This window comes from Alicyclobacillus cycloheptanicus, assembly GCF_028751525.1.
GTDB classification, from domain to species: Bacteria; Bacillota; Bacilli; order Alicyclobacillales; family Alicyclobacillaceae; genus Alicyclobacillus_L; species Alicyclobacillus_L cycloheptanicus.
On the sequence record NZ_CP067097.1, the window covers coordinates 2,405,461 to 2,426,053 of the forward strand.

Genomic DNA, 20,593 nt, shown 5'->3' on the forward strand with positions numbered 1-20,593 from the left:
ATCCCACAGAAAACCATCTTCCGAGCGGATGGGACCCGCCCCCAGAATGAGGCTATCTCGTATGGGAAGGAGAAGCTGGACATGCAAGATGATTCGCGACGCCAAATCGCTCTGTTCCGCTATGGTCTTATTGCCCCGATATTGCGGCAAACCGAGAGTGGTGCTCAAAAAGCGATGCTGGAGGAACTGGCTAGTCAGGAACATGAGATGCCAAACGGAGAGAAAAGAAGATTCTCGGAACGCACGCTAGAGCGATATTTGGCAGGCTACCGAAAGGAAGGGGTAGATGGGCTGCTTCCCCAACTTCGGGCAGACGACCGCCGACCGCGGGTGTTGCCCCCTCATGTGATTGAACGAGCTGTGGCCTTGCGTAAGGAACAACCCTTGCGCACAGTGGAGCAACTCATTGTGATGCTGGAGACTGAAGGACTCGTTCCAGAAGGATTTATTCGGCGCAGCACACTGTCCGCGCATTTGCGCAGAGCCAAGGTGGAGCGTACAAAGGCAGTGCGCAAGCAACGTACCTGGCAGCGGTATACCGCCAATGAAGTTCACGAAATTTGGCAATGTGACGTCTGTGATTCCTTGCGCGTCCCAGACCCCAACTCTGGGGGCCAGATGCGGGTAGCCAGATTGGTTGCTGTACTTGACGATAAGAGTCGTTATATCTGCTACGCCGCGTTTTATTTTCGAGAGAATCTGCCGGTGCTTGAGGATGCGTTGAAAAAAGCGATTACTACGCATGGAACGCCGAAAATCTTCTACTGCGACAATGCAAAGATTTACCAGTCAAAACAGTTGAGCGAGGTGGCTGCCAGACTCGGGTTTGAGATTCGTCACTCCCGGCCATTTCTCCCCCAAGGGCGCGGGAAATTGGAACGATACTTCGGCTACGTAGAGCGCTCTTTCCGCCCGGAAGCCGAGTTGTGTGTGAAGAACAGTACCATCCAGAATCTCGACGACCTCAATCGCTACTTCCGTGCCTGGCTGGAGAAAATGTATCACCAGAGAACCCACAGCACGTTGAAAAAACGGCCTGCAGCCGTACTGACCACGCACGGTCCGTTGCGGTTGGTGGACCCGCATGTGCTCGAAGACGCATTTCAATGGACCTACAAGGCAAAGGTGGACAAGACAGCCTGCATTTCAGTGCAGGGAAACACGTACGAGGTTGAGTCCATCCTCGTTGGGCGAACCGTGACGTTGCGCTACAACCCCTTCGACCTCACTCGTATTCAGGTATGGCTGGAGGGCAAGCACTACGCGAATGCCGTCCCGCTGAAGATGCGCCGACACACAGACAAACGTGTAACGCAAGCCGATTCCCCACCTTCAGAGCTACCAACCGAACCAGGGATTTCCTTTCTCGAAACGATTACCGCAGCCCACGAAAAGCAGAGGCAACAGTCGCTTGGGCGAACCTCGTTTGCTCGTGCCCTGAAAGATGGTGAATCTCATGATGACTGAGTTCTTTGGCTTCGCTCAGGAGCCTTTTGACCGTGACATCCCGGTCGAACGCTTGGTGGCGTTTCACGGTCACAGCGAGCTCTCTGCAAGGCTCATCTACGCGACGGAACACCGCCACATGGCACTTGTAACCGGGGACACCGGGACCGGGAAGACAACGGCCGTACGCGCTGTGATGAAGCGAATGGATGAGAGCCAATACAAGTTCATGTATATCGCCAACGCCGGACTTACGCCCAAAACACTATACCGCGTGATTCTCGAGCGTCTGCAGATCCAGCCCAGGTTTCGACAGGTAGATAACCAGGCGCTCGTTCACCAGGTGCTCGAAGAAAGCTACCAAAAAGGCCAACAAGTCGTGATTATCGTCGATGAAGCACATGAACTCGACCCGCAGATGCTGGCCGAATTTCGGTTCCTCAACAATTTTCGGGCTGATTCATTCTCGCCGATTTCCCTCTGGCTGGTGGGACAAACAGAATTGCGGGAGAAGATGAAACTCCGAATCCTGACTTCACTATCCGGGAGAATCCAAATTCGCTACCACATGGGGACGTTGACCGAGGCTGAAGTGCAGGACTATGTCTCGAAGCAGCTGGCGAGCGTGGGTCAGGAGAGAACGATTTTCTCAGCTGATGCCGTGAAGTTGATTGCGAGAACCAGCCAAGGTAATCCCCGGTTGATTAACACACTGTGTCGTGGCGCGCTGATCGACGCTGCAACGTTGGGACACAGCGTCGTTGATAACAGTCATGTGGAGCGGGCATGGATGGAGGTGAGCGGCTCATGACGGGAAATCTACGATTCAGTTCACTGCGGGACCGATGGTACTTTGCAGATGAACAAGATGAACATGACTTGCATTGCGGAGACCCGATTGAAATCGAGATCGGCGACAGATATTACTACGCGAGAATAGAGTGGTGTGCTGAGGGATGGTACGCGATCTTCCACGAAGACGACCAGCGCAGTGACGCATTCGTGCTGATGCGCAACCGAACTTACACTGCGAGGTGGATATACTTCTAGACGAGCACGTTGGCAGGAGGGTCGCCTAAGGCGGCCCCCTTTATTTATTCAAAGGCCGACAAAATGCGTGAAACTTCCGCGCCGATTCCAGGTGACAATGACATCTGGAATTTCACCGTCAAATAATCCGAGCGGCCACACACGATTGTAGCGATCATTATTCCGATTTTGTATTTTATTGTAATGTTGACGAGTCAAAGAACTACTGATGTAGAAAAATCGAGAATTCGAGCTTATATTTTCTTGTTCATCGCCTCAGTGTTCTTCTGGATTATCGATGAACAAGGCTCAACGACTTTGGCTGTATTCGCAGATCAAAGAACGAACTTGAATGCTTTTGGTTTTATGATTCCGTCGTCCTGGTTCCAATCGCTGAATCCTATATGTACAGTCATTTTGGCGCCTACTTTTGCTTTTATTTGGATCAAAATAGGACACAGACAACCGAAGACGCCGCGGAAATTCGCTTTCGGGCTCGTTTTTGCCGGACTGTCATTTTTAATCTTAACCCTGCCCTCGCTTTTATCTGGCACTGATGTTAAGGCAAGTCCGTTCTGGCTGGTGGCAAGTTATTTCTTGGTTATCGTCGGTGCTATGTGTTTGTCTCCGGTTGGTTTATCGGCCACAACGAAGCTCGCGCCGGCAGCTTTTTCGGCACAAACCATGAGTTTATGGTTGATTTCCGACGCTACGGCGCAAGGGATTAATGCTCAGATTGTGCCGCTTTTCAAACCGGCTACGGAGGTCAGCTATTTTGGTCTTGTAGGCGGGATCATCATGATTTTAGGTGTTATCTTATTCTTCTTCGCGCCAAGAATCCATCACATGATGCGGGGAATAGACTAATTCACGTAAGAAAGGACTGGTGAAAATGAAGGTTGTCGTATTAGGAGCAGGTATCGTGGGAGCAAGCGCGGCTTATCATTTAGCATTAAAGGGTGCAGAAGTCGTTATCGTTGATAAAAAACATGAAGGACAAGCGACCGCTGCCGGTGCGGGGATAGTTTGTCCATGGCTTTCACGCGTGGATGATCCGGCTTGGTACGATATGTCGAAAGCAAGCGCCTGCTATTATCCAACGCTCGTATCCCAATTAGAAGCCGATGGTGAAACGGATTTAGGTTATGCCGTTGTTGGCGGGCTCGGTATCAGTAAGGATGTCGAGGAATTAAAAGAGATCGAGAAAAGGGTAATGGAAAGGAAAAAGCAGACACCAGAAGTAGGAGATATTACATATTTGGCGCCGGGTGAACCGCAAAAGTTGTTTCCGCCACTAGCGTGAGTTTCCGGGTTACGAGAATTTTTTCCAGAGAAAATCAGCGCACAATTTAATTTGCTCCCCGTGAAGATGCACCCCAACTGCAATTGTTGGATGGATATTTGTGGTTGAATATCCATCCAAAAGTATTACCCTACTTTTGTCGCGGTATATTTCTAGTAGATTTGGCTATTTTGCGCCGCGTTTGCAGGTGAATGGACTTCGTTGTCGAATGTATGTATTACCCTACTGTAGAGGTGGCGATTGACCTGGCTTCCATCATCAAAAAGAAGAAGAAGGGCCAAGTGTATTACTACCTCGTGGAATCAGCCCGTGTCGACGGGAAGCCTCGCATCGTACGCCAGAAGTATCTGGGCCGTGCGGAGCACATCGCTGCAGCCATGGATGCACCATCTGATCTGGACCAACCCAAGTACAGCATTGTCCTTGAGTTTGGATCTGTCATGGCACTGTATGACTTGGCCAAGCGACTGGGTGTCGTGGAACTCATCAATCAGGTAGCTCCCAAGCGCTCGCAGGGTCTGACCATCGGAGAATACATGCTCATTGCTGCGATCAATCGAGCGGTGGATCCCACAAGCAAAAGCAAGATTGCTGCATGGTTCACGAAAACATGCCTGGATCGGGTTATCCCAGCCAAGGCGCATCATTTGTCCAGCCAACGCTTTTGGGATCATATGAATGCCCTGTCTGAACAGGCGATTGGTGAGTTTGAGGATGTGTTTACTCAAAAGGTTGTCCAAACCTACGGGCTGAGCCTGGACTGCTTGATCTATGACACGACAAACTTCTTCACATTTGTGGACACCAACTCGGACAGCAAACTGCCTCAGCGCGGCCATAGCAAAGAGAAACGCGGCGATTTGAAGATCGTCGGCTTATCCATGATGGTCTCTCCGGATTTCAATGTCCCGCTCTTTCATGAAGTGTACGCGGGGAACCAGCCGGATGCCAGGCAGTTCCTGGACGTTGTCGAAAGACTACAAAAGCGGTTCGAAAAAATTTGCGACCGGAAGCTTGAACCAACGCTTGTGTTCGACAAAGGGAACAACTCGCCGGAACACCTCAAACAGCTACAAGCCGGAACGACGAAGTTCCACGTAGTTGGCTCCCTGAAGCTTTCCCAATGCAAACCGTTGCTGGACATTGACCGAGCAGAATTCGTGCCGGTTACGGGCACCAAGTACGAGGGGGTCACGGCCTACCGCACTACGTATCCAGCGTATGGTCAGGACATGACGGTGCTTGTAGTCCACAATCCCAGGCTGGAAGAAGGCCAACTGCAGGGAATTCAAAAGAACATCGAGAAGTGCACGACTCGCCTGCGCGAACTGCAGACAACTCTCAAGGCCCGTCAGGAGGGAGTGATTCGGAAAGGGCGCAAGCCCACCCTCAGCTCCGTCCAACATCAGGTCGACCAGATTCTGCATGCAGAGTTCATGAAAGATCTGTTTGTCGTTGAGCTATCTACCGTGTCGGATGCGGTTCAGTTGGAATTCTCGCTGGACCTGTCGCGGCTTGAAGAGCTGCGCAAACGTCAGTTGGGGAAAACAATTCTCTACACGGACAACCACGACTGGACTAACGAACGGATTGTCACGGCTTACCGGTCGCAGTATCACATTGAGCAAGCCTTCAAACAAATGAAGAACGCAGATCACCTGGACTTTCGACCGATCTATCACTGGACTGATCAAAAAATTCGGGTCCACGCCTTCTACTGCGTTCTGGCCCTTCGCTTGTGCAGCCTGCTGAATCGGGAACTGCATGGTCACGGGATCGACATCAGCATCAATCGGATGCTGGACATCCTGGGCGAAGTCAAACAGGTCATCACCGTATACCCAAAGAAAGGTGCAAGCAAAAAGGATCGGCAATCGTTCTCGCTGAGTAAACTGGATCCGGATACAAGACGCATTGTGGAAGCTTTGAATTTGGATCAGTATCGAATCGGTGGGTAATACAACGACTCCCCCGTAATCCCTTGCTGGGCTTACGTTCCTGAGCATTCGCTAACATAACCCGGAAACTCACGCTAGCCCCGGATTTTGGCGCCATACACGTAACGGGGGCGGCTCGTATCGATGGGCGACTGATGCGTGAGGCATTATTGAACGCAGCGAGGAAACACGGTGCTGTATATTTACAAGAAGAGGCCGAATTATACACCGTTGAAGGAAAAGTGACAGGCGTTAAAACCAAGTCCGAGACGATCACGGCAGACCGGGTCATCGCGGCAACAGGAGCATGGACACCATATCTATTGGAACCGCTTGGGGTGCAATTGCCGATTGAACCCCAGAGGGGGCAAATTATCCATATTCGTTTGCCCGATCAAGATACGTCAAAGTGGCCGGTGGTGCTTCCGCAAACAAGTTACTATCTTCTTTCCTTCAGCGATCATCGCGTTGTTGTAGGAGCAACGAGAGAAACGGGCTCGGGTTTTGATTATCGCCTGACAGCCAGAGGCGTAAGTGAGGTGCTGAATGCAGGGTTGGATGTGGCACCGGGACTCAGCGACGGGACACTTCATGAGATCAGAATCGGGTTCAGACCCATGGCGCCAAACCATATTCCAATACTCGGCTTCATTCCTCAATATGAAGGATTGGTGATTGCGACGGGATTAGGTGCATCAGGATTGACCATGGGTCCATATTTCGGCAAGCTGGCAGCCGAACTTTCTTTAGATCACCCCATTGAAGATATTGATCTACAGCCATATGCTCCGAGTAACTGCCCAGTTAATGTAAGTAAGTAAAAATAGATAGAGTAAAGCAGCCTCAGATGCTTTACTCTACCTCTTAACCCCGAAATCGGGTTGGACGGACTCCCTGCTGAATAGCATACTGGAACAGCAGGGGGATGAGATATTCAAAGATACATATACAGGAAGGGAGAGTGCTGAACGGCAAGAGGACCAAGGTGTTTTCCGTGGTTCGAATTTGCAGAAAAACGCGGCGCTATTTTATTCATGATTTCTGTATATCCATGCAAAGCCTTGTGACATCTTGTTGCGCTATAGGGCAGAAGAGTTGAAGAAGGTGGAGGGACAAGAGAGCACTGTAACTTTCCACACAACAGGTGTTTCTAAGCTCGGGGGGCCATTAATTGTGAACCTTGTAATTCGGAAAGTCTTTGAACAGGTTAGAACTAATAATCTAATCCTTCGGATGCCAATACCAGAAGATTCACCTTTTGTGCTTTCGATCGAAGGCGATCCTGCTACAAACAGGTACCGTCCTTCTGGTCCGATGAAAAACCTAAACGAGGCCGAGGAAAAAGTAGAAGAGTGGCGCAAGGACTGGTTGACTTATGGATATGGTTATTGGGTCGCTGTCTGGCCACCTCAATCGGATGTAATCGGAGTTGGGGGAATCAGGCGATATCACTGGCGAGAGCGCGATGTGTTAAACCTTTACTACAGGTTTTCACCTAAGGCTTGGGGCCACGGTTATGCCACGGAATTGGCTCGGGTTGCAGTACAGATGGCACGTGATCATATACCTGAATTGCCCGTGGTAGCCCGGATCCGTTCATCGAACACACCATCTATACGAGTGGCCGAGAAGATTGGTCTTCAGCACCGTCCAGACCTTGATACTACTGAACACATGGTGTTCATCAAGGGATGGACGAACTAAGAATTTTAAGACCAGTCGGCATAGTGTGCTTTATAGGTCCTAATAGACTTGGCTTTTGACTCGTCCTCTGTCGTTAACGGGGGCTTTAGTTCAACAACGAGCCCGTCCAATTCTGTACTGTTATGCAAAATGCGGTATATCGGAGCGCCGCGTTTTTCTGCACTTTTAAGTTGCGGAAACACCAAGGAGAACGAACAGGGGCAGCCGCTTCGCTCCTCCCCTCTGACCTACGGCCATTCCCCCCTCCCGCTCATCCTAAAAAGATGGTGGGGACAGGGAAAAAGGGTCTATAGCTTAGAAATCAAAAAATCCTGTCCTGACAAGTGGGGCCACCATAAAATGCCGAATTACGCATTCCCGTATCACGAGGAGGAGGACGGGACGGTGAACAACATTCCATTTCGCGACATCCCGACCATCGGTCCGGCAGGCTCCATCAACTCAAACGCCCTGGACATGGCTAACTGGTTGACACTGCACCTGAACGGCGGCGAGTTGGGCGGGGAACGTATCGTCTCGGAGCGCAACCTGGCCGAACTGCACAAGCGTCAGATGGTCTGTCAGCTGTATCCGTGGAAATTCGCCGAAACGCCGTAGATGAACTACGGGATGGGGTGGTTCATCGAACCGTACCGGGGCCACCAGCGGATCCATCACGGAGGCAATATCGACGGCTTTTCAGCTTTGGTTACCCTGCTCCCGGAGGAGAAGTCGGGATTGTCGTCCTTACGAACATGAACAGCTCGGGATTGCCGGTGCTGACCAACAACGTGTGCGACCGATTACTCGGCCTTGACGAAATCGATTGGAGTGAGCGCCTATTGGGAGAGTGCAGCAGGACCTTAGGGTTCCTACGGACAAGAGATGGTACTCATTTCGGGCTGAGGGATCAACTCTCGGGAGCCCTCGCTAAGGTCTACGGGGTGCTTCATGGATTATTCAGGATCATGGCCGAGGATAAAACTGTCGGAATCTGGGGCAAAGTGTTTATAAATTGTTGCGATTGAGGGCAGACAGTGAAGGGGGTCAAGGTCTAAACTGGAAGCAGGCAGGTGTTGCATATGTCGGGTCACATGGGCCAAATCGTGAGTACGGTGATTACCGTTCTTTTTGCACTGACCGTTATCTTTGTACGGACGCGCGGCAGCAACAGGCCGGTTACGGCCAGAAAAATCATCATGCCGCCGCTCGGGATGAGTACCGGGTTTCTGATGTTTCTCGCGCCGCAGACGCGCGACCCGTGGCTGTACGCAGGGTTGGCATTTTGCGCGGGGCTCATTTTCTCGTACCCGCTGATTCTGACTTCGAAGATGCGCATCGTGGACAACCAGATTTTCCTGAAGCGCTCGAAGGGATTTGTGCTGATTCTGCTTGCACTGCTGGTTCTGCGGATTGTGTTGCATCAGTACGTGGAGCAGTATGTGACGATTGTGCAGACAGGGTCGCTGTTCTTCATTTTGGCATTCGGCATGATTGCGCCTTGGCGTGTCGCGATGCTGCTGCAGTACCGCAAGCTCCAGCGCCAGCTGGGGACGAGCGCCGAGCTGGATTTGTCTCCCGAAAGTGAGCCGGGGCGGGCCTGATTGCGCTGCGAGCGGGCCGGCCCCCTCAGCTGCGCTGTCCCCGCATTCTGTCTGCCCTTGCCCTCGGTCTGGTCTCGTCCTCGCCCTCTCACCCAGCGTCTTTCCGCATCCATAACCTCCCGGAGCCGCAGCGCGCTCATGCGTCGTTTTGCGCAGGTTGGATGGAGTGGCTGCTGAGCGGCTGTGCCACCTTTTGAAACGTCTCTCTACAAACGCTATGATTATTTTCAGTATCGTGCAAATTGGGTGTAAAGATGGACGAGAGGAGACGTTTCGGGTGAAGCATTTATACCTCACGGAAGAACACGAGATGTTCCGGACGGCGCTGCGCAAGTTTTTGGAAAAGGAGGCCGTGCCGTACTTTGACCAATGGGAACGAGAGCACCGGGTGCCGCGTGAATTCTGGCGGAAACTAGGAGCACAGGGGTACCTGGGGCCCAGTGTACCCGAGGAATACGGCGGTGCGGGCGTGGATTTTTCGTATTCCGTGGTGATTGGCGAAGAATTGGAGCGGGTCGGCAGCGGGCTGACTGGCATTGGGCTGCACAACGACATTGTGCTGCCTTACTTACTGTCGTACGGCTCGGAGGCGCAGAAAAAGAAGTGGCTGCCAGGGTGTGTCACCGGGGACATCATCACCGCGATCGCGATGACGGAACCGGGTGCTGGCTCAGACCTGGCGGGTGTCCGAACCACGGCCGTGCGCGACGGTGATACATATATCCTCAATGGGCAGAAGACGTTTATCACAAACGGGATCGCGTCGGACCTGGTCCTGGTCGTGTGCAAAACGGACCCGCATGCGAATCCGCCGCATCGAGGCATGAGCCTGATTTGGGTGGAGCGGGGCACGCCGGGATTTGAACGGGGACGGCAGCTGGAAAAGGTGGGTCAGCACAGTCAGGATACCGCTGAACTGTTTTTCGACAACTGCCGCGTGCCTGCGTCCAATTTGCTCGGCGAAGAGGGCAAGGGGTTCCAGTACCTGACGGAGAAGCTGCAACAGGAGCGGCTGGTCGTAGCCATCGCTGCACAGACCTCGGCGGAGGAGACGCTGAAGGAGACCATCGCGTACGTGAAGCAGCGCAAGGCGTTCGGACAGCCCATCAGCAAGTTCCAGAACACCCGCTTTACGATTGCGGAGCTGGCGACAAAAATCGAACTGGGGCGGGCGTTTCTCGATCAGCTCATTGCCCGTCACATCGCCGGCGAGGACGTGGTGATGCAGGTGTCCATGGCGAAGTACTGGCATACAGACATGGTGAAAGAAGTGGTCGCAGCCTGCATGCAGTTGCACGGCGGGTACGGCTACATGGAGGAGTACAAGGTTGCCCGCCGGTACCGCGACGTGCCGGTCATGTCCATCTACGCGGGGACCAACGAGATCATGAAGACCATCATCGCGAAAAGCCTCGGCCTGTAACCCGATGCGCGGTGGAGTGAGCGGGCCGGAGCTGAGCGCAGCCGGCCGGGCGGTGGAGTGAGCCGGGCGGTGGAGTGAGCCGGGCCGGGCGATGCTCTGCGGGCCGTGTCGTGCGGGGGTGCGTGGGCGTAGCGGCGTGTTTGCGAGACCTACCGACCGTCCGGAAGGGTTTGGCTGGCATCCCCATCGCGGAAGCGGTAAGATGACGTAGAGACACATCGGAGTGGAGTGGATGGTGGATGACGACGACGGAAGTGACTGGCAAGGAGAACCTCCTGGCGGCGTTAGCAGAATTTGATGAAGCCGATCTCCAGATGGCCCTGCACGCAGCCAACGCGGCGAAGCGAGCACGGGAGCGAAAGGGCGCAACCTACTTCTTGCACGAGTTTCTCGGTGAACATCGTCGCGTGGAGGATGACCGCGCGGTACTGACCATCCCCGTCAGGGACTGGATGATGAATCCTGGCGGCATCCTGCACGGCGGCATCATGGCCTATCTCTGTGACAACACGCTCGGCATGGCGAGCTTTCTGAAAAGCACTCGGCCTGGTGTGACGGTCGATTTGAACGTGCGCTATCACCTGCCCGTGGTTAGCGGCTCCATCACGGGTGTCGGCGAAGTCGTCGCAGGCGGCTCGCAAATCAACTCCGCGCGCTGCGAGGTGCACGATGACCAAGGCCGCATTGTTGCAACGGCGGCGGGCACCTTCTACCACAAGAAGCGAGATGTGTCGAAGGGATAAGGCCGGCGTATCAGGCATCGAGATGTATCAAACAGGCGTGGCCCAGAAGAGGCGCGTACGACGAAGAAAAAGGCTGCCCCACGTACCATTGCGGCGTGTGCGGCAGCCTTTTTGATTTGGGTCGCTGTGGTCAGGCAAGGGCCGGGTGGGGCGACGTTGTTGCCTGGGTGAGGCCAGGGCTCGGTTCGCCCCACCACCGCTTCAGGCACCGTTTCTACATTGTGGAGGCCGGCCCGGCGGCTCTAAGGCACCTTTCCTTCCTTAGCGTGGGTCTGGCGGTGCCGGCCCGTCCACTTAAGGCGTCCTTTCTTCCCTAGGCTGCCGTGAGGGCTGTCGGATCCCGACGTATAAGGCGCCTTTCCTACCTTATGGCAGACCGGGCCTCCGGCTCTAAGGCACCTTTCCTTCCTTAGCGTGGGTCCGGCGGTGCCGGCCCGTCCACTTTAAGGCGTCTTTCCTTCCTTAAGCCGCCGCCTGCAACCTGCTCGCCCTCGCGCTTAGGGCACCTTTCCTGCCTTAAGCCCCGCGATGGCCATGGGATCCCGACGCATTAGGCATCTTTCCTTCCTTATCGGGGCCTTGCCTGCCAGCCCCGCCAGCCGGCCCTGCCTGCCAGCCTCCGCTCACCGGTTCGGCAGGTACGGAATCCCGTCCGCGGCCGGCGCAGTGCTTCGTCCAACCAAGCCTGCCAGCGCGAGAATCGTCAGTGCGTATGGCAGCATGGCAATCAAGTCGGTGGGCACGTTACTCCCTTGCAGCACGTTGCCGAGGGACGACGCGAATCCGAACAGCAGCGCAGCGCCGAACGAGCCGAAGGGCGTCCACTTTCCGAAGATCATCGCGGCCAGTGCGATGTAACCGCGGCCGTCGGTCATGTTGACGTCAAAGCTGTTCAAAATCCCAATCGAGAGATACGCGCCGCCGATGGCGGAGAGCACGCCGCCGATGATCACGCCTGTATACCGCAGGCGCCAGACATTGAGACCAAGGGTGTCCGCTGCGAGCGGATTTTCCCCAACGGCTCGCATGCGCAAGCCGAGACGTGTGTGGAACAGGAACCAGTGCGAGACGATGACCAGCAGCAGCATCAGATACACCAGCACGCTTTGCTGGTGGAAAAACCAGCCCAGCACGGGAACGTTGGCCAGCGCCGGGAACGTGACCATCGGCAGCGCGGGCGTGGATGTTGGTGTACCGTTGTATCCGAAGATGGTGTTGAGCAAAAACGCTGTGATGCCGGCGCCAAAGAAGTTGATGGCCATCCCGAGCACAACCTGGTCTGCGGCGATACGAATCGCGGCCCAGGCGAACATCCATGAAACGAGCCCGCCGGCGACCATCGCGGCCAACAGGCCCAGCCACGGATTGCCTGTCCAGTGCGAACAGGCGACAGCGAAGAACGCACCGACCAGCATGATGCCTTCCATCGCGATATTGACCACGCCGGTACGCTCCGAGAAGGTTCCGCCAATCGCCGGGAACGCGAGCGGCACGGCGAGGGAAAGGGTACCCGCCCACAGTTGTGGGTTTGCTAATACGGTCATGCCAAAGTTCCTCCTTCATCTGCGGCATGCGAACGCGCATCCGGCCGGCGCCGGCGCACCCATGCCCGCATCATCGGGATGAGACGTTCCGCTGCTACGAAGAAAATGATGAGACCGGTCAGCACCTGGGTCAAACTCGCGGGTACACCGGAAACCTGCTGCATGTTTTGCCCGCCGGTGTTGAGCGCGGCGAAAAAGATGCCAGCAATCACACACCCGAACGGGTTGTTTCGGGCGAGCAGCGACACGACGATGGCCGTATACCCATATTGAGAGGCAAAGCTGTCGTTCAACTGGTACTGAACGCCGAGCATCTGCACACCGCCCGCAAGGCCTGCGAACACGCCGGAGATGCCGAGGGTCAGCACGGTGTACAGCGGCACGCGAATGCCCGCGTAACGAGACGCGCGCTGGTTGAATCCGACCGCCCGCACCTGAAACCCGAAGGTGGTTCGCTGCAGGAGAATCCACACCACGACCGCGGCAGCCAGCGCGATCCACAGTCCAACCGACAATTGCGACTGCTGAAACACCTGCAGCGGCAGGAACGGCGCCAACTGGGTATTGGTCGCAATTTGCGGAGACTGCGGGAAAAACCCTGGCTGGCGCATGGGCGCGTGAGGCTCTTCAATCATGTACTCCACCAGGAAGATCCCGATGTAGCTCATCATCATGGTCGTAATGACCTCGTGAGCCCCAAGGTACGCCTTGGCGAGGCCCGGTACGATGCCGCCCCAGATGCCGCCTGCCAACATGCCGCCAAGCAACGCCAGCAGGATGTGGGGGAAGCCGGGCATGCCGGTGAAGTGGTAGCCAATCCAGACGGACGCCATCGCGCCAACCCAGTACTGACCGTCTGCGCCAATGTTGAACAGGCCGGCCTTAAAGGCGATGGCGATGCCAAGTCCGATGAGAATCAGCGGTACCGCGCCGCTGAGCGTCGAGCCCAGGTTGTAGAGGTTTCCGAAGGCGCCGGAAACCAGCGAACCATAGACGACCAATGGATTGAACCCGATGATTGCGACAATGATTCCGCCAATCACAATGGCAAACAACGAAGCCAACAGCGGCATGCCGATATTGCGTCCGATATTCTGCCATACGCTGTTCACGCGTTGGTCACCTCCTCCGTCGCACCGTTCGGACGTACGCCCGTCATCAACAGGCCAATCTGTTCCCGCGTCGCAGTGTCTCCGGGAACGATGTCCACCATTTCTCCGTGATGGATGACGCCGATGCGGTCCGACAGACTGAGGATTTCGTCCAGTTCCAGCGATACCAAGAGCACCGCCTTGCCTTCGTCGCGCAGGCGAATCAATTCGCGGTGGATGCCCTCAATCGCGCCGACATCCAGTCCACGCGTGGGCTGGGCGACAATCAACAGTTTTGGATCACGAGCGACTTCCCGGGCGAGAATCACCTTCTGCTGATTGCCCCCGGAGAGTTCTCCCGCTTTACGATGGACGTTGCGCGGGCGCACGTCAAATTGTTCAATCAGCCGCTCTGCGTAGCGCAGCGCGGGCACCCGGTTGAGCCAGCCGGCGCGCGAAAACGGCCGGCGCCGGAAATCACGCAAAATCGTGTTTTCCACCAGGTCGAACTCCAGCACCAATCCGTCCAACTGCCGGTCCTGCGGAACATAGGAAATGCCAGCCGTGGTGCGGTCCGCTGGACTGAGATGGGTGATGTCCCGGCCGTCAAAGTGGACAGCCCCGCCGGACACGCGCAGCAAACCGGCAATCGCGTCGACCAGTTCAAACTGACCGTTTCCGTCAATGCCTGCCAATCCGAAGATTTCTCCGCCATGAACTTGAAACGACACGCCGCGTACGTGCTCCTGTTTGTCGGCGCCGTGGACCCGGACGTCGCGCACGTCGAGCACAACCGGTCCTGGTTCTGCTGGCTTTTTGTCGATGCGCAGGACCACGTCCCGGCCCACCATGAGGTTGGCCAGTTCCTGCGCGGTGGCACCGGCAACAGGGACTGTTTCGACCGTTTTGCCGGCGCGCATCACCGTGACGCGGTCTGCAATCGCCCGCACTTCATCGAGCTTGTGGCTGATGAACAACACCGGAACGCCCTCTGCCTTGAGGTGGCGCACGACTTCGAACAATTCCTCCGTTTCCTGCGGTGTGAGCAAGGCCGTAGGCTCGTCCAGAATCAGCACCTTTGCTTTGCGGTAGAACGCCTTCAAGATTTCCACCCGCTGCTGCAGTCCAACCGACAGGGAACCGATTTTGGCAGTTGGGTCAATCGCCAGCCGGTATTGCTCAGACAAGGCGCGCACACGGCGAATCGCTTCCCGGCGGTCGTAGCGGATTTTGCCCGGTTCATCGCCAAGGACCACATTGTCCGCGACGGAGAGGGCTGGAATGAGCATGAAGTGCTGGTGCACCATGCCGATCCCGGCGCGAATCGCGTCACGCGGGCTGTGAAAGTGCACCGGGCGGCCTTCGAGCCAAATCTCGCCCGCGTCGGGCTGGTACAGGCCATAAATCAACTTCATTAAGGTCGACTTTCCGGCACCGTTTTCGCCAAGAATGGCATGAACTTCGCCCTGGCGCAGGGAGAGGTTCACGTGGTCGTTGGCCACGACGCCAGGGAAAGCTTTTGTCACGTTTTTGACTTCAAGAAATCCTTCCATTGTGGATCGCCCCGCCTATAGGTGGATTCAGATCCAAAAGAAGAGGGGGAGGCGCATTGTCCGGCGGTTCGCCGAAGAATGGTGGACTCCCCCTTTCCTGGAAACTGGTGTGGATTACTGACTCGGCATGTTCGCGGACACCGTAATCTGTCCGTTCTTGATTTGCTGTGCAATCTGATTGACCTGATTGATAATGGACTTCGGAACCGCACTGTTCGGGGGCGCGATGCCTACGCCGTTGTTGGAAAGGTCAAAGTACTGCACGCCGGATTTGAATGTGCCGGCCTGCGCTTGTTGAATGACGTCGAAGGTCGCGGTGTCCACGCCCTTGGTGGCACTGGTGATGACGGTGCTGGGCGCGATGTAGTTCTGGTCCGCATCGACGCCAATCGCGTACACGTGCGCATCCTTGGCCGCTTCAATCGATCCGGTTCCCGTCCCGCCTGCAACTGGGAAAATGATATCGGCACCCTGGGAAATCTCATCCTGCGCCAGTTGCTGACCTGTTGCCTGGTCGGTAAAGCTGTTGGCGTACTTCACGATGACCTTGACACCCGGGTCGACTTTCTCAGCACCTTGCTCAAAGCCGGCAATGTAGGAGGTCACTGGCGGGATTTGTTGTCCGCCGACGACGCCCAGCACGTTCTGGCTGTTGATGCCCTTGATGCTCTTGTCCTTTTCCATCAGGCCGGCCATTGCGCCCGCCAGGTAGCCGCACTGTTCCGTCTTGAAGACGGCAGAGGCCACGTTCGGATAGCCTGTGATGGTGTCGTCAATGATGAGGAACTTGGTGTTTGGATACTCTTTCGCAACCTTCTCCACGGCTTGTTCCATCAGGTAACCGACGGCGATGACGACGTTGTCTCCGTCACGTGCAAACCGGGTCAGGTTGGGCACGTAGTCGTTTGCGGAGTTGGACGTGACATACTCGCCCTGGACACCCAGCTGTTTCTCCGCCTTTTGCAGCCCGAGATAGGCCAGGTGGTTGAAGCTGTGGTCGTTCAGTCCGCCGGTGTCCAGCACCAGTCCGACTTTGAATTTGCTTCCACTTCCGCTGGTGCCATTCCCGCTCGCGTTGCCGCCAGAGGTGTTGTTTGCCGTGCCGCAGCCAGCCACCAGGGTGGACAACGCCAGCATTGCACCGACACCGACGCCCCATTTCCTTTTGTTCATGGTACTGAGCCCCCTCTTTTTGTGTATCCGTCATACGCTCGACAAGCTTGTCCCCGTCAACGGATTCTAGCGCGATTCCGCCGGAATCGCAGAGTTTGTCGAAACACGACAACATCTACAGCGTAAAAAATAGCACAAATGAAGGTGTGAAGCGATTGGATCTCCCGATGGCGGCAAATATATTTTTCGACAAATGCCAGTGTGTGTTATTCCCTGAGAAATGATGCGGACGGATGAAGAGTCGTTTGGATCACGTGTCGAAAAACGTGTAGAATTTCAAGGAGATTCAGGGGAGGCAGTGGCATGAACGGTATAGTGGTGGTGGTCGGCGGCGCGAACTTGGACATCAAGGGGCGGCTGCGTGACGAGACGGCGCTTCACACCAGCAATCCAGGGACGGTGTGGCGGACGTTCGGCGGTGTGGGCCGCAACATCGCGGAAAACCTCGCGGTGCTCGGATGTCCAGTACGGCTGGTGGCGCCTGTCGGCGACGACGCGGCAGGGCAGGAGGTCCTGCGGCACCTTCAGGACGTCGGCGTGGATGTCGAACACGTGTTCCCGGTGGAAGGTGAACGGACGGGGACGTATCTGGCCGTCATGGACCGTTCCGGCGAGATGGAAATCGCGGTGGCGGATATGGCCATTATGGACCACCTGTCTCCTGTCGAACTGACGTCACGCCGGTGCGCGTTTGGCGATGCAAAAGTGGTGTGTCTGGACGCGAATCTGCCGGCGGATGTCTTGTCCTTGGCGCTGGATGCAGCGCGGGACGAGTCGCCGCGTGCGGTGACCGTTGCCGATCCGGTCTCGGTCCCGAAGGCCCTGCGGCTGCTGCCATGTCTGAGCCGGCTCGACGTCATTACACCGAGCCGGGACGAACTCGCTGCCTTGTCGGACATGCCGGTTGCAACCTTGGAAGATGTCGCGCGTGCGGCGCGCGCGCTGCGGGCGCGCGGGGTTCAAACTGTGATTTGCACGCTGGGCGAGCAAGGCGTGCATGTCGATACCGCGGCGTGGACCGGGCTGGTCCCGGCCCGCAGCGTGGAAGTGGTGGACGTGACCGGGGCTGGCGATGCGTTCACCGCCGGGATCATCTATGGAATTTATACGAAAATGGCGTGGGCAGAGGCGGTCGACTACGCGCAGGGACTGGCTGCGCAGATGGTGGCGTCGACAGCGTCCGTGCTCAAGCGTGCGTCCGACCCAGTCCATGCGGTGTCGGACCGCCGCGGGAAGGGAGACAAACAATGAACAGCAACTTGACAACGAATCGAGCGGGGGGCCTGCTTGGCAGCGCGCTGGACAGCGTGGCAGCGGACTACCTGGTATACAGCGAAGAGGTGCAGCAGGCGATGTCGGAAGGAAAGCCGATTGTCGCGCTGGAGACGACGATTGTCACGCATGGCATGCCCTATCCTGCCAACGTGCAAACGGCACGGTCGGTGGAGCGCATCATTCGCGAAGGCGGCGCTGTCCCCGCCACCATTTTTATCAAGGATGGAAAAATTCGCGTGGGCATGACGGACGCGGAAATTGAAGCACTGGCGCAGACCGGGCACGTCGTCAAGGCGAGCCGCCGCGACCTGCCGGTGGTGCTTGCGACTGGGCAGACGGCTTCCACCACGGTGGCGGCGACGATGATTGCCGCGCGCTTGGCGGGGATCCACGTGTTTGTCACGGGCGGTATCGGCGGCGTTCACAGAGGCGGCGAAGATACAATGGACATTTCCGCGGACCTGCAGGAACTGGCCCAGACGGAAGTGGTGGTTGTGTGCGCGGGCGCCAAAGCGATTCTCGATATTGGGCGCACCCTTGAGGTGCTGGAGACCCTCGGCGTCCCCGTGCTTGGCTTCCAGACCAGCCAGTTCCCAGCGTTCTACACCCGCGACAGTGGATTTGCGGCGGGCTACCGGGTCGACACGCCCGACCAGGTTGCGCAGATTGCGCACGTGAAGTGGTCGCTTGGACTGCGCGGGGGTCTCTTGGTCGGCAACCCGATTCCGGAAGACGCAGAGCTGCCGCCAGCGGACATCGGGCAAGCCATCGAAGCGGCGCTGCGGCAGGCGGAGGCGGACGGGATCGTCGGGAAAGAGGTCACGCCCTACCTGCTCGCCGCGGTCGAACGCCTGACCGAGGGGAAATCCCTGCAGGCGAATGTGCGGCTGATTGAAAACAACGCGGCGGTTGGCGCGGCCATCGCGCGAGCCTATGCAGCGAGGGGGTAGCGCGGTGGACTCGGCCGAATTGACGGAACTGATTCGCGTGGCGCGCGGCCTCTCTCCTGCGAACGCGTGGATTCGCAATGCGGCTGTCCTCAACGTGTATACCGGCGAAGTCAGCGAAGCCCATGTCGTCGTGTCGGGCAAACGCATCGCGTACGTGGGCGATCGTGATCCGATGGTGGACGAGCGTACGGTCGTGCTGGACGCTGCCGGCCAGACCCTGGTGCCGGGGTATTTCGAGCCGCACGCCCATTCTTGTTTGATGTACAACCCACAGACCTTTGCGGCGTACTCGGTGGCACGCGGAACCACCGCTGTGTTACAGGACAACATGCCGTTTTTTCTGAACCTTGAACAAACCGAGATGGAACGCGTATTCGAGGTGTTGTCTCGGCTGCCCGTCAAGAGCTACTGGTGGTGCCGGCTGGACCCCCAGATGGGCAACAGCGATGAGATGAAGAAGTTTACACCAGACCGCATCCGCCGCACGATGGACCATCCATCCGTGCTGCAGGCGGGCGAGTTGACAGGGTGGAAGATGTTGTTCGATCTCGACCCTGGCATGGTCGAACGGGTCGCCATTGCGCGGGCCTCGGGCAAGCGCATCGAGACGCACAACCCGGGGGCTTCCATCCACACCTTGAACGTCATGGCGGCCGGCGGCGCGACGGCCTGTCACGAAAGCATCTCCGCGGAGGATGTGTGGGCCCGCGTACGCCTCGGGTATTACGCGGCGCTGCGGCATTCGTCCATCCGGCCGGACCTGCCGCACCTCATTCGGGGGCTCTTGGACACAGGATTCACCGCGTGGGACCGGCTGATGTTCACCACCGATGGGGCATCGCCGTTTTTCCTGTCGGCGGGCACGTTGGATTTGTGCGTTTCCATCGCGATTGAGCAGGGACTGCCGCCTGCGGCCGCGTATCGGATGGCTTCGCTGAACCCGGCCATCTATTATGGCTTGGATGCAGACTTGGGCGGGATTGCGCCGGGCCGCATTGCCGACATTCTCTTCTTGGAGGATTTGCGGCACCCGACGCCGCGGCGCGTCATGGTGGATGGTCACATCGTGGCGGAGGACGGGCAGTTGACGGTTCCGCAGCCGTCCGTCGACTGGGCCGCGCTGGGGGTTCGCTCGCTTGCGGTCACAGACCGCGCGGTGAAACCCGACTGGTTCGACGTTCAGGCGGGTCCTGACGGAAACGTCCCGGTGATTGAACTGCGCAACGCAGTCATCACACGCCTGGTGGAGGAACCCCTGCCGGTGCAAGACGGCCGTGTGGTGCTGGCGGATTGCCCAGGCTGCTTGTACGCGGCGGTGATTGATCGAATGGGCGCGTGGGGCACGACCGCGGTGCTGCGCGGGTTCGGAGACTTCGACGCGGTCGCGAGCTCGCACGCCTTGACGGGAGACTTTGTCGTCGTTGGACGGAATCAAACGGAAATGGCGCGGGCGCTCCAGCGAGTCATCGAGATCGGCGGCGGCATTTGCCTGCGCAACCAGGGGGACTGCGTGTTTGAAATGGCGATGCCTATGTTCCAGACGATGAGTCTCGAACCAATGGATGCGCTCATGGACGCGGCGCGGCGTTTCGATGAGCAGATGCGCGCGTTCGGGTACGCCCACGAGGACCCGGTTTACACCTTGTTGTTCCTCTCCGCGACACACCTGCCGGCGGTGCGCTTGACTGAGCGCGGGCTGTACGAGGTGAAGACTGACCGGGTGCTGGCTCCAGCGCGAAGTTTGTCGTAAAAAATAGGCTGTTCCTGGCGGCGAAAGAGGTTCTAACGCCGCCAGGGGCGTGATATAGTGGGGGTAATGAAAACGAAATATTCCAAATC

The 20,593-nt window shown here is 56.9% G+C and carries 19 protein-coding genes; 15 read left to right on the forward strand and 4 right to left on the reverse strand.

What is annotated here, in order from left to right; translation table 11 throughout:
• Positions 1 to 81: 81 nt before the first annotated feature.
• From JI721_RS11025 to JI721_RS11080, 12 genes are all read left to right on the forward strand, one after another.
• On the forward strand, positions 82 to 1,467 hold the full coding sequence (locus JI721_RS11025; RefSeq protein ID WP_274454937.1) for a DDE-type integrase/transposase/recombinase: 1,386 nt from the start codon (positions 82 to 84) through the stop codon (positions 1,465 to 1,467).
• Complete coding sequence (locus JI721_RS11030) at positions 1,457 to 2,257, forward strand: ExeA family protein (RefSeq protein ID WP_274454938.1); 801 nt, start codon at positions 1,457 to 1,459, stop codon at positions 2,255 to 2,257. The genes JI721_RS11025 and JI721_RS11030 overlap by 11 nt, the downstream gene beginning before the upstream one ends.
• Positions 2,254 to 2,496 (forward strand): DUF5348 domain-containing protein, encoded by a 243-nt coding sequence (locus JI721_RS11035; RefSeq protein ID WP_274454939.1) that lies wholly within the window; start codon positions 2,254 to 2,256, stop codon positions 2,494 to 2,496. Before JI721_RS11030 ends, JI721_RS11035 begins: the two co-directional genes overlap by 4 nt.
• A 183-nt stretch (positions 2,497 to 2,679) precedes the next feature.
• A complete protein-coding gene (locus tag JI721_RS11040) occupies positions 2,680 to 3,342 on the forward strand; it encodes a peptide MFS transporter (protein WP_274454940.1) in 663 nt (220 codons plus the stop codon).
• Between the two features lie 25 nt (positions 3,343 to 3,367).
• Positions 3,368 to 3,778: an NAD(P)/FAD-dependent oxidoreductase gene (locus tag JI721_RS11045; protein ID WP_274454941.1), complete on the forward strand. Its 411-nt coding sequence runs from the start codon at positions 3,368 to 3,370 to the stop codon at positions 3,776 to 3,778.
• A 191-nt stretch (positions 3,779 to 3,969) separates the two neighbouring features.
• Positions 3,970 to 5,736, forward strand: a complete 1,767-nt coding sequence (locus JI721_RS11050; protein ID WP_274454817.1) for an IS1634 family transposase — start codon at positions 3,970 to 3,972, stop codon at positions 5,734 to 5,736.
• 134 nt (positions 5,737 to 5,870) lie between these two features.
• Positions 5,871 to 6,536, forward strand: a complete 666-nt coding sequence (locus JI721_RS11055) for an NAD(P)/FAD-dependent oxidoreductase (RefSeq protein ID WP_274454942.1) — start codon at positions 5,871 to 5,873, stop codon at positions 6,534 to 6,536.
• A 283-nt stretch (positions 6,537 to 6,819) separates the two neighbouring features.
• The gene (locus JI721_RS11060) at positions 6,820 to 7,419 is read left to right on the forward strand and encodes a GNAT family N-acetyltransferase (RefSeq protein ID WP_274457816.1); all 600 of its coding nucleotides are present in this window, start codon (positions 6,820 to 6,822) and stop codon (positions 7,417 to 7,419) included.
• A 384-nt stretch (positions 7,420 to 7,803) separates the two neighbouring features.
• Complete coding sequence (locus JI721_RS11065) at positions 7,804 to 8,016, forward strand: hypothetical protein (protein ID WP_274454943.1); 213 nt, start codon at positions 7,804 to 7,806, stop codon at positions 8,014 to 8,016.
• A gap of 464 nt (positions 8,017 to 8,480) precedes the next feature.
• On the forward strand, positions 8,481 to 9,002 hold the full coding sequence (locus tag JI721_RS11070) for a CcdC family protein (protein WP_274454944.1): 522 nt from the start codon (positions 8,481 to 8,483) through the stop codon (positions 9,000 to 9,002).
• A 277-nt stretch (positions 9,003 to 9,279) separates the two neighbouring features.
• Positions 9,280 to 10,425, forward strand: a complete 1,146-nt coding sequence (locus JI721_RS11075) for an acyl-CoA dehydrogenase family protein (protein ID WP_274454945.1) — start codon at positions 9,280 to 9,282, stop codon at positions 10,423 to 10,425.
• A 239-nt stretch (positions 10,426 to 10,664) separates the two neighbouring features.
• Positions 10,665 to 11,168: a PaaI family thioesterase gene (locus tag JI721_RS11080; protein ID WP_274454946.1), complete on the forward strand. Its 504-nt coding sequence runs from the start codon at positions 10,665 to 10,667 to the stop codon at positions 11,166 to 11,168.
• Between the two features lie 623 nt (positions 11,169 to 11,791).
• Here JI721_RS11080 and JI721_RS11085 read toward each other — a convergent pair.
• The 4 genes from JI721_RS11085 to JI721_RS11100 all read right to left on the reverse strand — a co-directional run bounded on the left by JI721_RS11085 (position 11,792) and on the right by JI721_RS11100 (position 16,529).
• Positions 11,792 to 12,712: an ABC transporter permease gene (locus JI721_RS11085; protein ID WP_274454947.1), complete on the reverse strand. Its 921-nt coding sequence runs from the start codon at positions 12,710 to 12,712 to the stop codon at positions 11,792 to 11,794.
• Entirely contained in the window at positions 12,709 to 13,824 is a 1,116-nt protein-coding gene (locus JI721_RS11090) for an ABC transporter permease (RefSeq protein WP_274454948.1), read from the reverse strand. Before JI721_RS11090 ends, JI721_RS11085 begins: the two co-directional genes overlap by 4 nt.
• On the reverse strand, positions 13,821 to 15,356 hold the full coding sequence (locus JI721_RS11095) for an ABC transporter ATP-binding protein (protein WP_274454949.1): 1,536 nt from the start codon (positions 15,354 to 15,356) through the stop codon (positions 13,821 to 13,823). The genes JI721_RS11090 and JI721_RS11095 overlap by 4 nt, the downstream gene beginning before the upstream one ends.
• Before the next feature lie 114 nt (positions 15,357 to 15,470).
• Positions 15,471 to 16,529 carry a BMP family lipoprotein gene (locus JI721_RS11100; protein WP_274454950.1) on the reverse strand — a complete coding sequence of 353 codons (1,059 nt, stop codon included), beginning with the start codon at positions 16,527 to 16,529 and terminating at the stop codon, positions 15,471 to 15,473.
• Between the two features lie 303 nt (positions 16,530 to 16,832).
• Here JI721_RS11100 and JI721_RS11105 point away from each other — a divergent pair, with 303 nt between their 5' ends.
• From JI721_RS11105 to JI721_RS11115, 3 genes are all read left to right on the forward strand, one after another.
• The gene (locus JI721_RS11105) at positions 16,833 to 17,780 is read left to right on the forward strand and encodes a carbohydrate kinase family protein (protein WP_274454951.1); all 948 of its coding nucleotides are present in this window, start codon (positions 16,833 to 16,835) and stop codon (positions 17,778 to 17,780) included.
• Between the two features lie 101 nt (positions 17,781 to 17,881).
• Complete coding sequence (locus JI721_RS11110; RefSeq protein WP_274457817.1) at positions 17,882 to 18,754, forward strand: pseudouridine-5'-phosphate glycosidase; 873 nt, start codon at positions 17,882 to 17,884, stop codon at positions 18,752 to 18,754.
• Positions 18,755 to 18,758: 4 nt separating this feature from the next.
• The gene (locus tag JI721_RS11115; RefSeq protein ID WP_274454952.1) at positions 18,759 to 20,504 is read left to right on the forward strand and encodes an adenine deaminase C-terminal domain-containing protein; all 1,746 of its coding nucleotides are present in this window, start codon (positions 18,759 to 18,761) and stop codon (positions 20,502 to 20,504) included.
• The last annotated feature ends 89 nt before the right edge of the window (positions 20,505 to 20,593 follow it).

Bases quoted from the DNA above. Each gene is read 5' to 3' on its own strand.
- JI721_RS11050 (WP_274454817.1), top strand. From the start codon at position 3,970: ATGGACTTCGTTGTCGAATGTATGTATTACCCTACTGTAGAGGTGGCG.
- JI721_RS11030 (WP_274454938.1), top strand. From the start codon at position 1,457: ATGATGACTGAGTTCTTTGGCTTCGCTCAGGAGCCTTTTGACCGTGAC.
- JI721_RS11110 (WP_274457817.1), top strand. From the start codon at position 17,882: ATGTCGGAAGGAAAGCCGATTGTCGCGCTGGAGACGACGATTGTCACG.
- JI721_RS11040 (WP_274454940.1), top strand. From the start codon at position 2,680: ATGTTGACGAGTCAAAGAACTACTGATGTAGAAAAATCGAGAATTCGA.
- JI721_RS11035 (WP_274454939.1), top strand. From the start codon at position 2,254: ATGACGGGAAATCTACGATTCAGTTCACTGCGGGACCGATGGTACTTT.
- JI721_RS11045 (WP_274454941.1), top strand. From the start codon at position 3,368: ATGAAGGTTGTCGTATTAGGAGCAGGTATCGTGGGAGCAAGCGCGGCT.
- JI721_RS11100 (WP_274454950.1), bottom strand. From the start codon at position 16,529: ATGAACAAAAGGAAATGGGGCGTCGGTGTCGGTGCAATGCTGGCGTTG.
- JI721_RS11105 (WP_274454951.1), top strand. From the start codon at position 16,833: ATGAACGGTATAGTGGTGGTGGTCGGCGGCGCGAACTTGGACATCAAG.
- JI721_RS11025 (WP_274454937.1), top strand. From the start codon at position 82: ATGCAAGATGATTCGCGACGCCAAATCGCTCTGTTCCGCTATGGTCTT.
- JI721_RS11095 (WP_274454949.1), bottom strand. From the start codon at position 15,356: ATGGAAGGATTTCTTGAAGTCAAAAACGTGACAAAAGCTTTCCCTGGC.
- JI721_RS11055 (WP_274454942.1), top strand. From the start codon at position 5,871: ATGCGTGAGGCATTATTGAACGCAGCGAGGAAACACGGTGCTGTATAT.
- JI721_RS11070 (WP_274454944.1), top strand. From the start codon at position 8,481: ATGTCGGGTCACATGGGCCAAATCGTGAGTACGGTGATTACCGTTCTT.
- JI721_RS11085 (WP_274454947.1), bottom strand. From the start codon at position 12,712: ATGACCGTATTAGCAAACCCACAACTGTGGGCGGGTACCCTTTCCCTC.
- JI721_RS11080 (WP_274454946.1), top strand. From the start codon at position 10,665: ATGACGACGACGGAAGTGACTGGCAAGGAGAACCTCCTGGCGGCGTTA.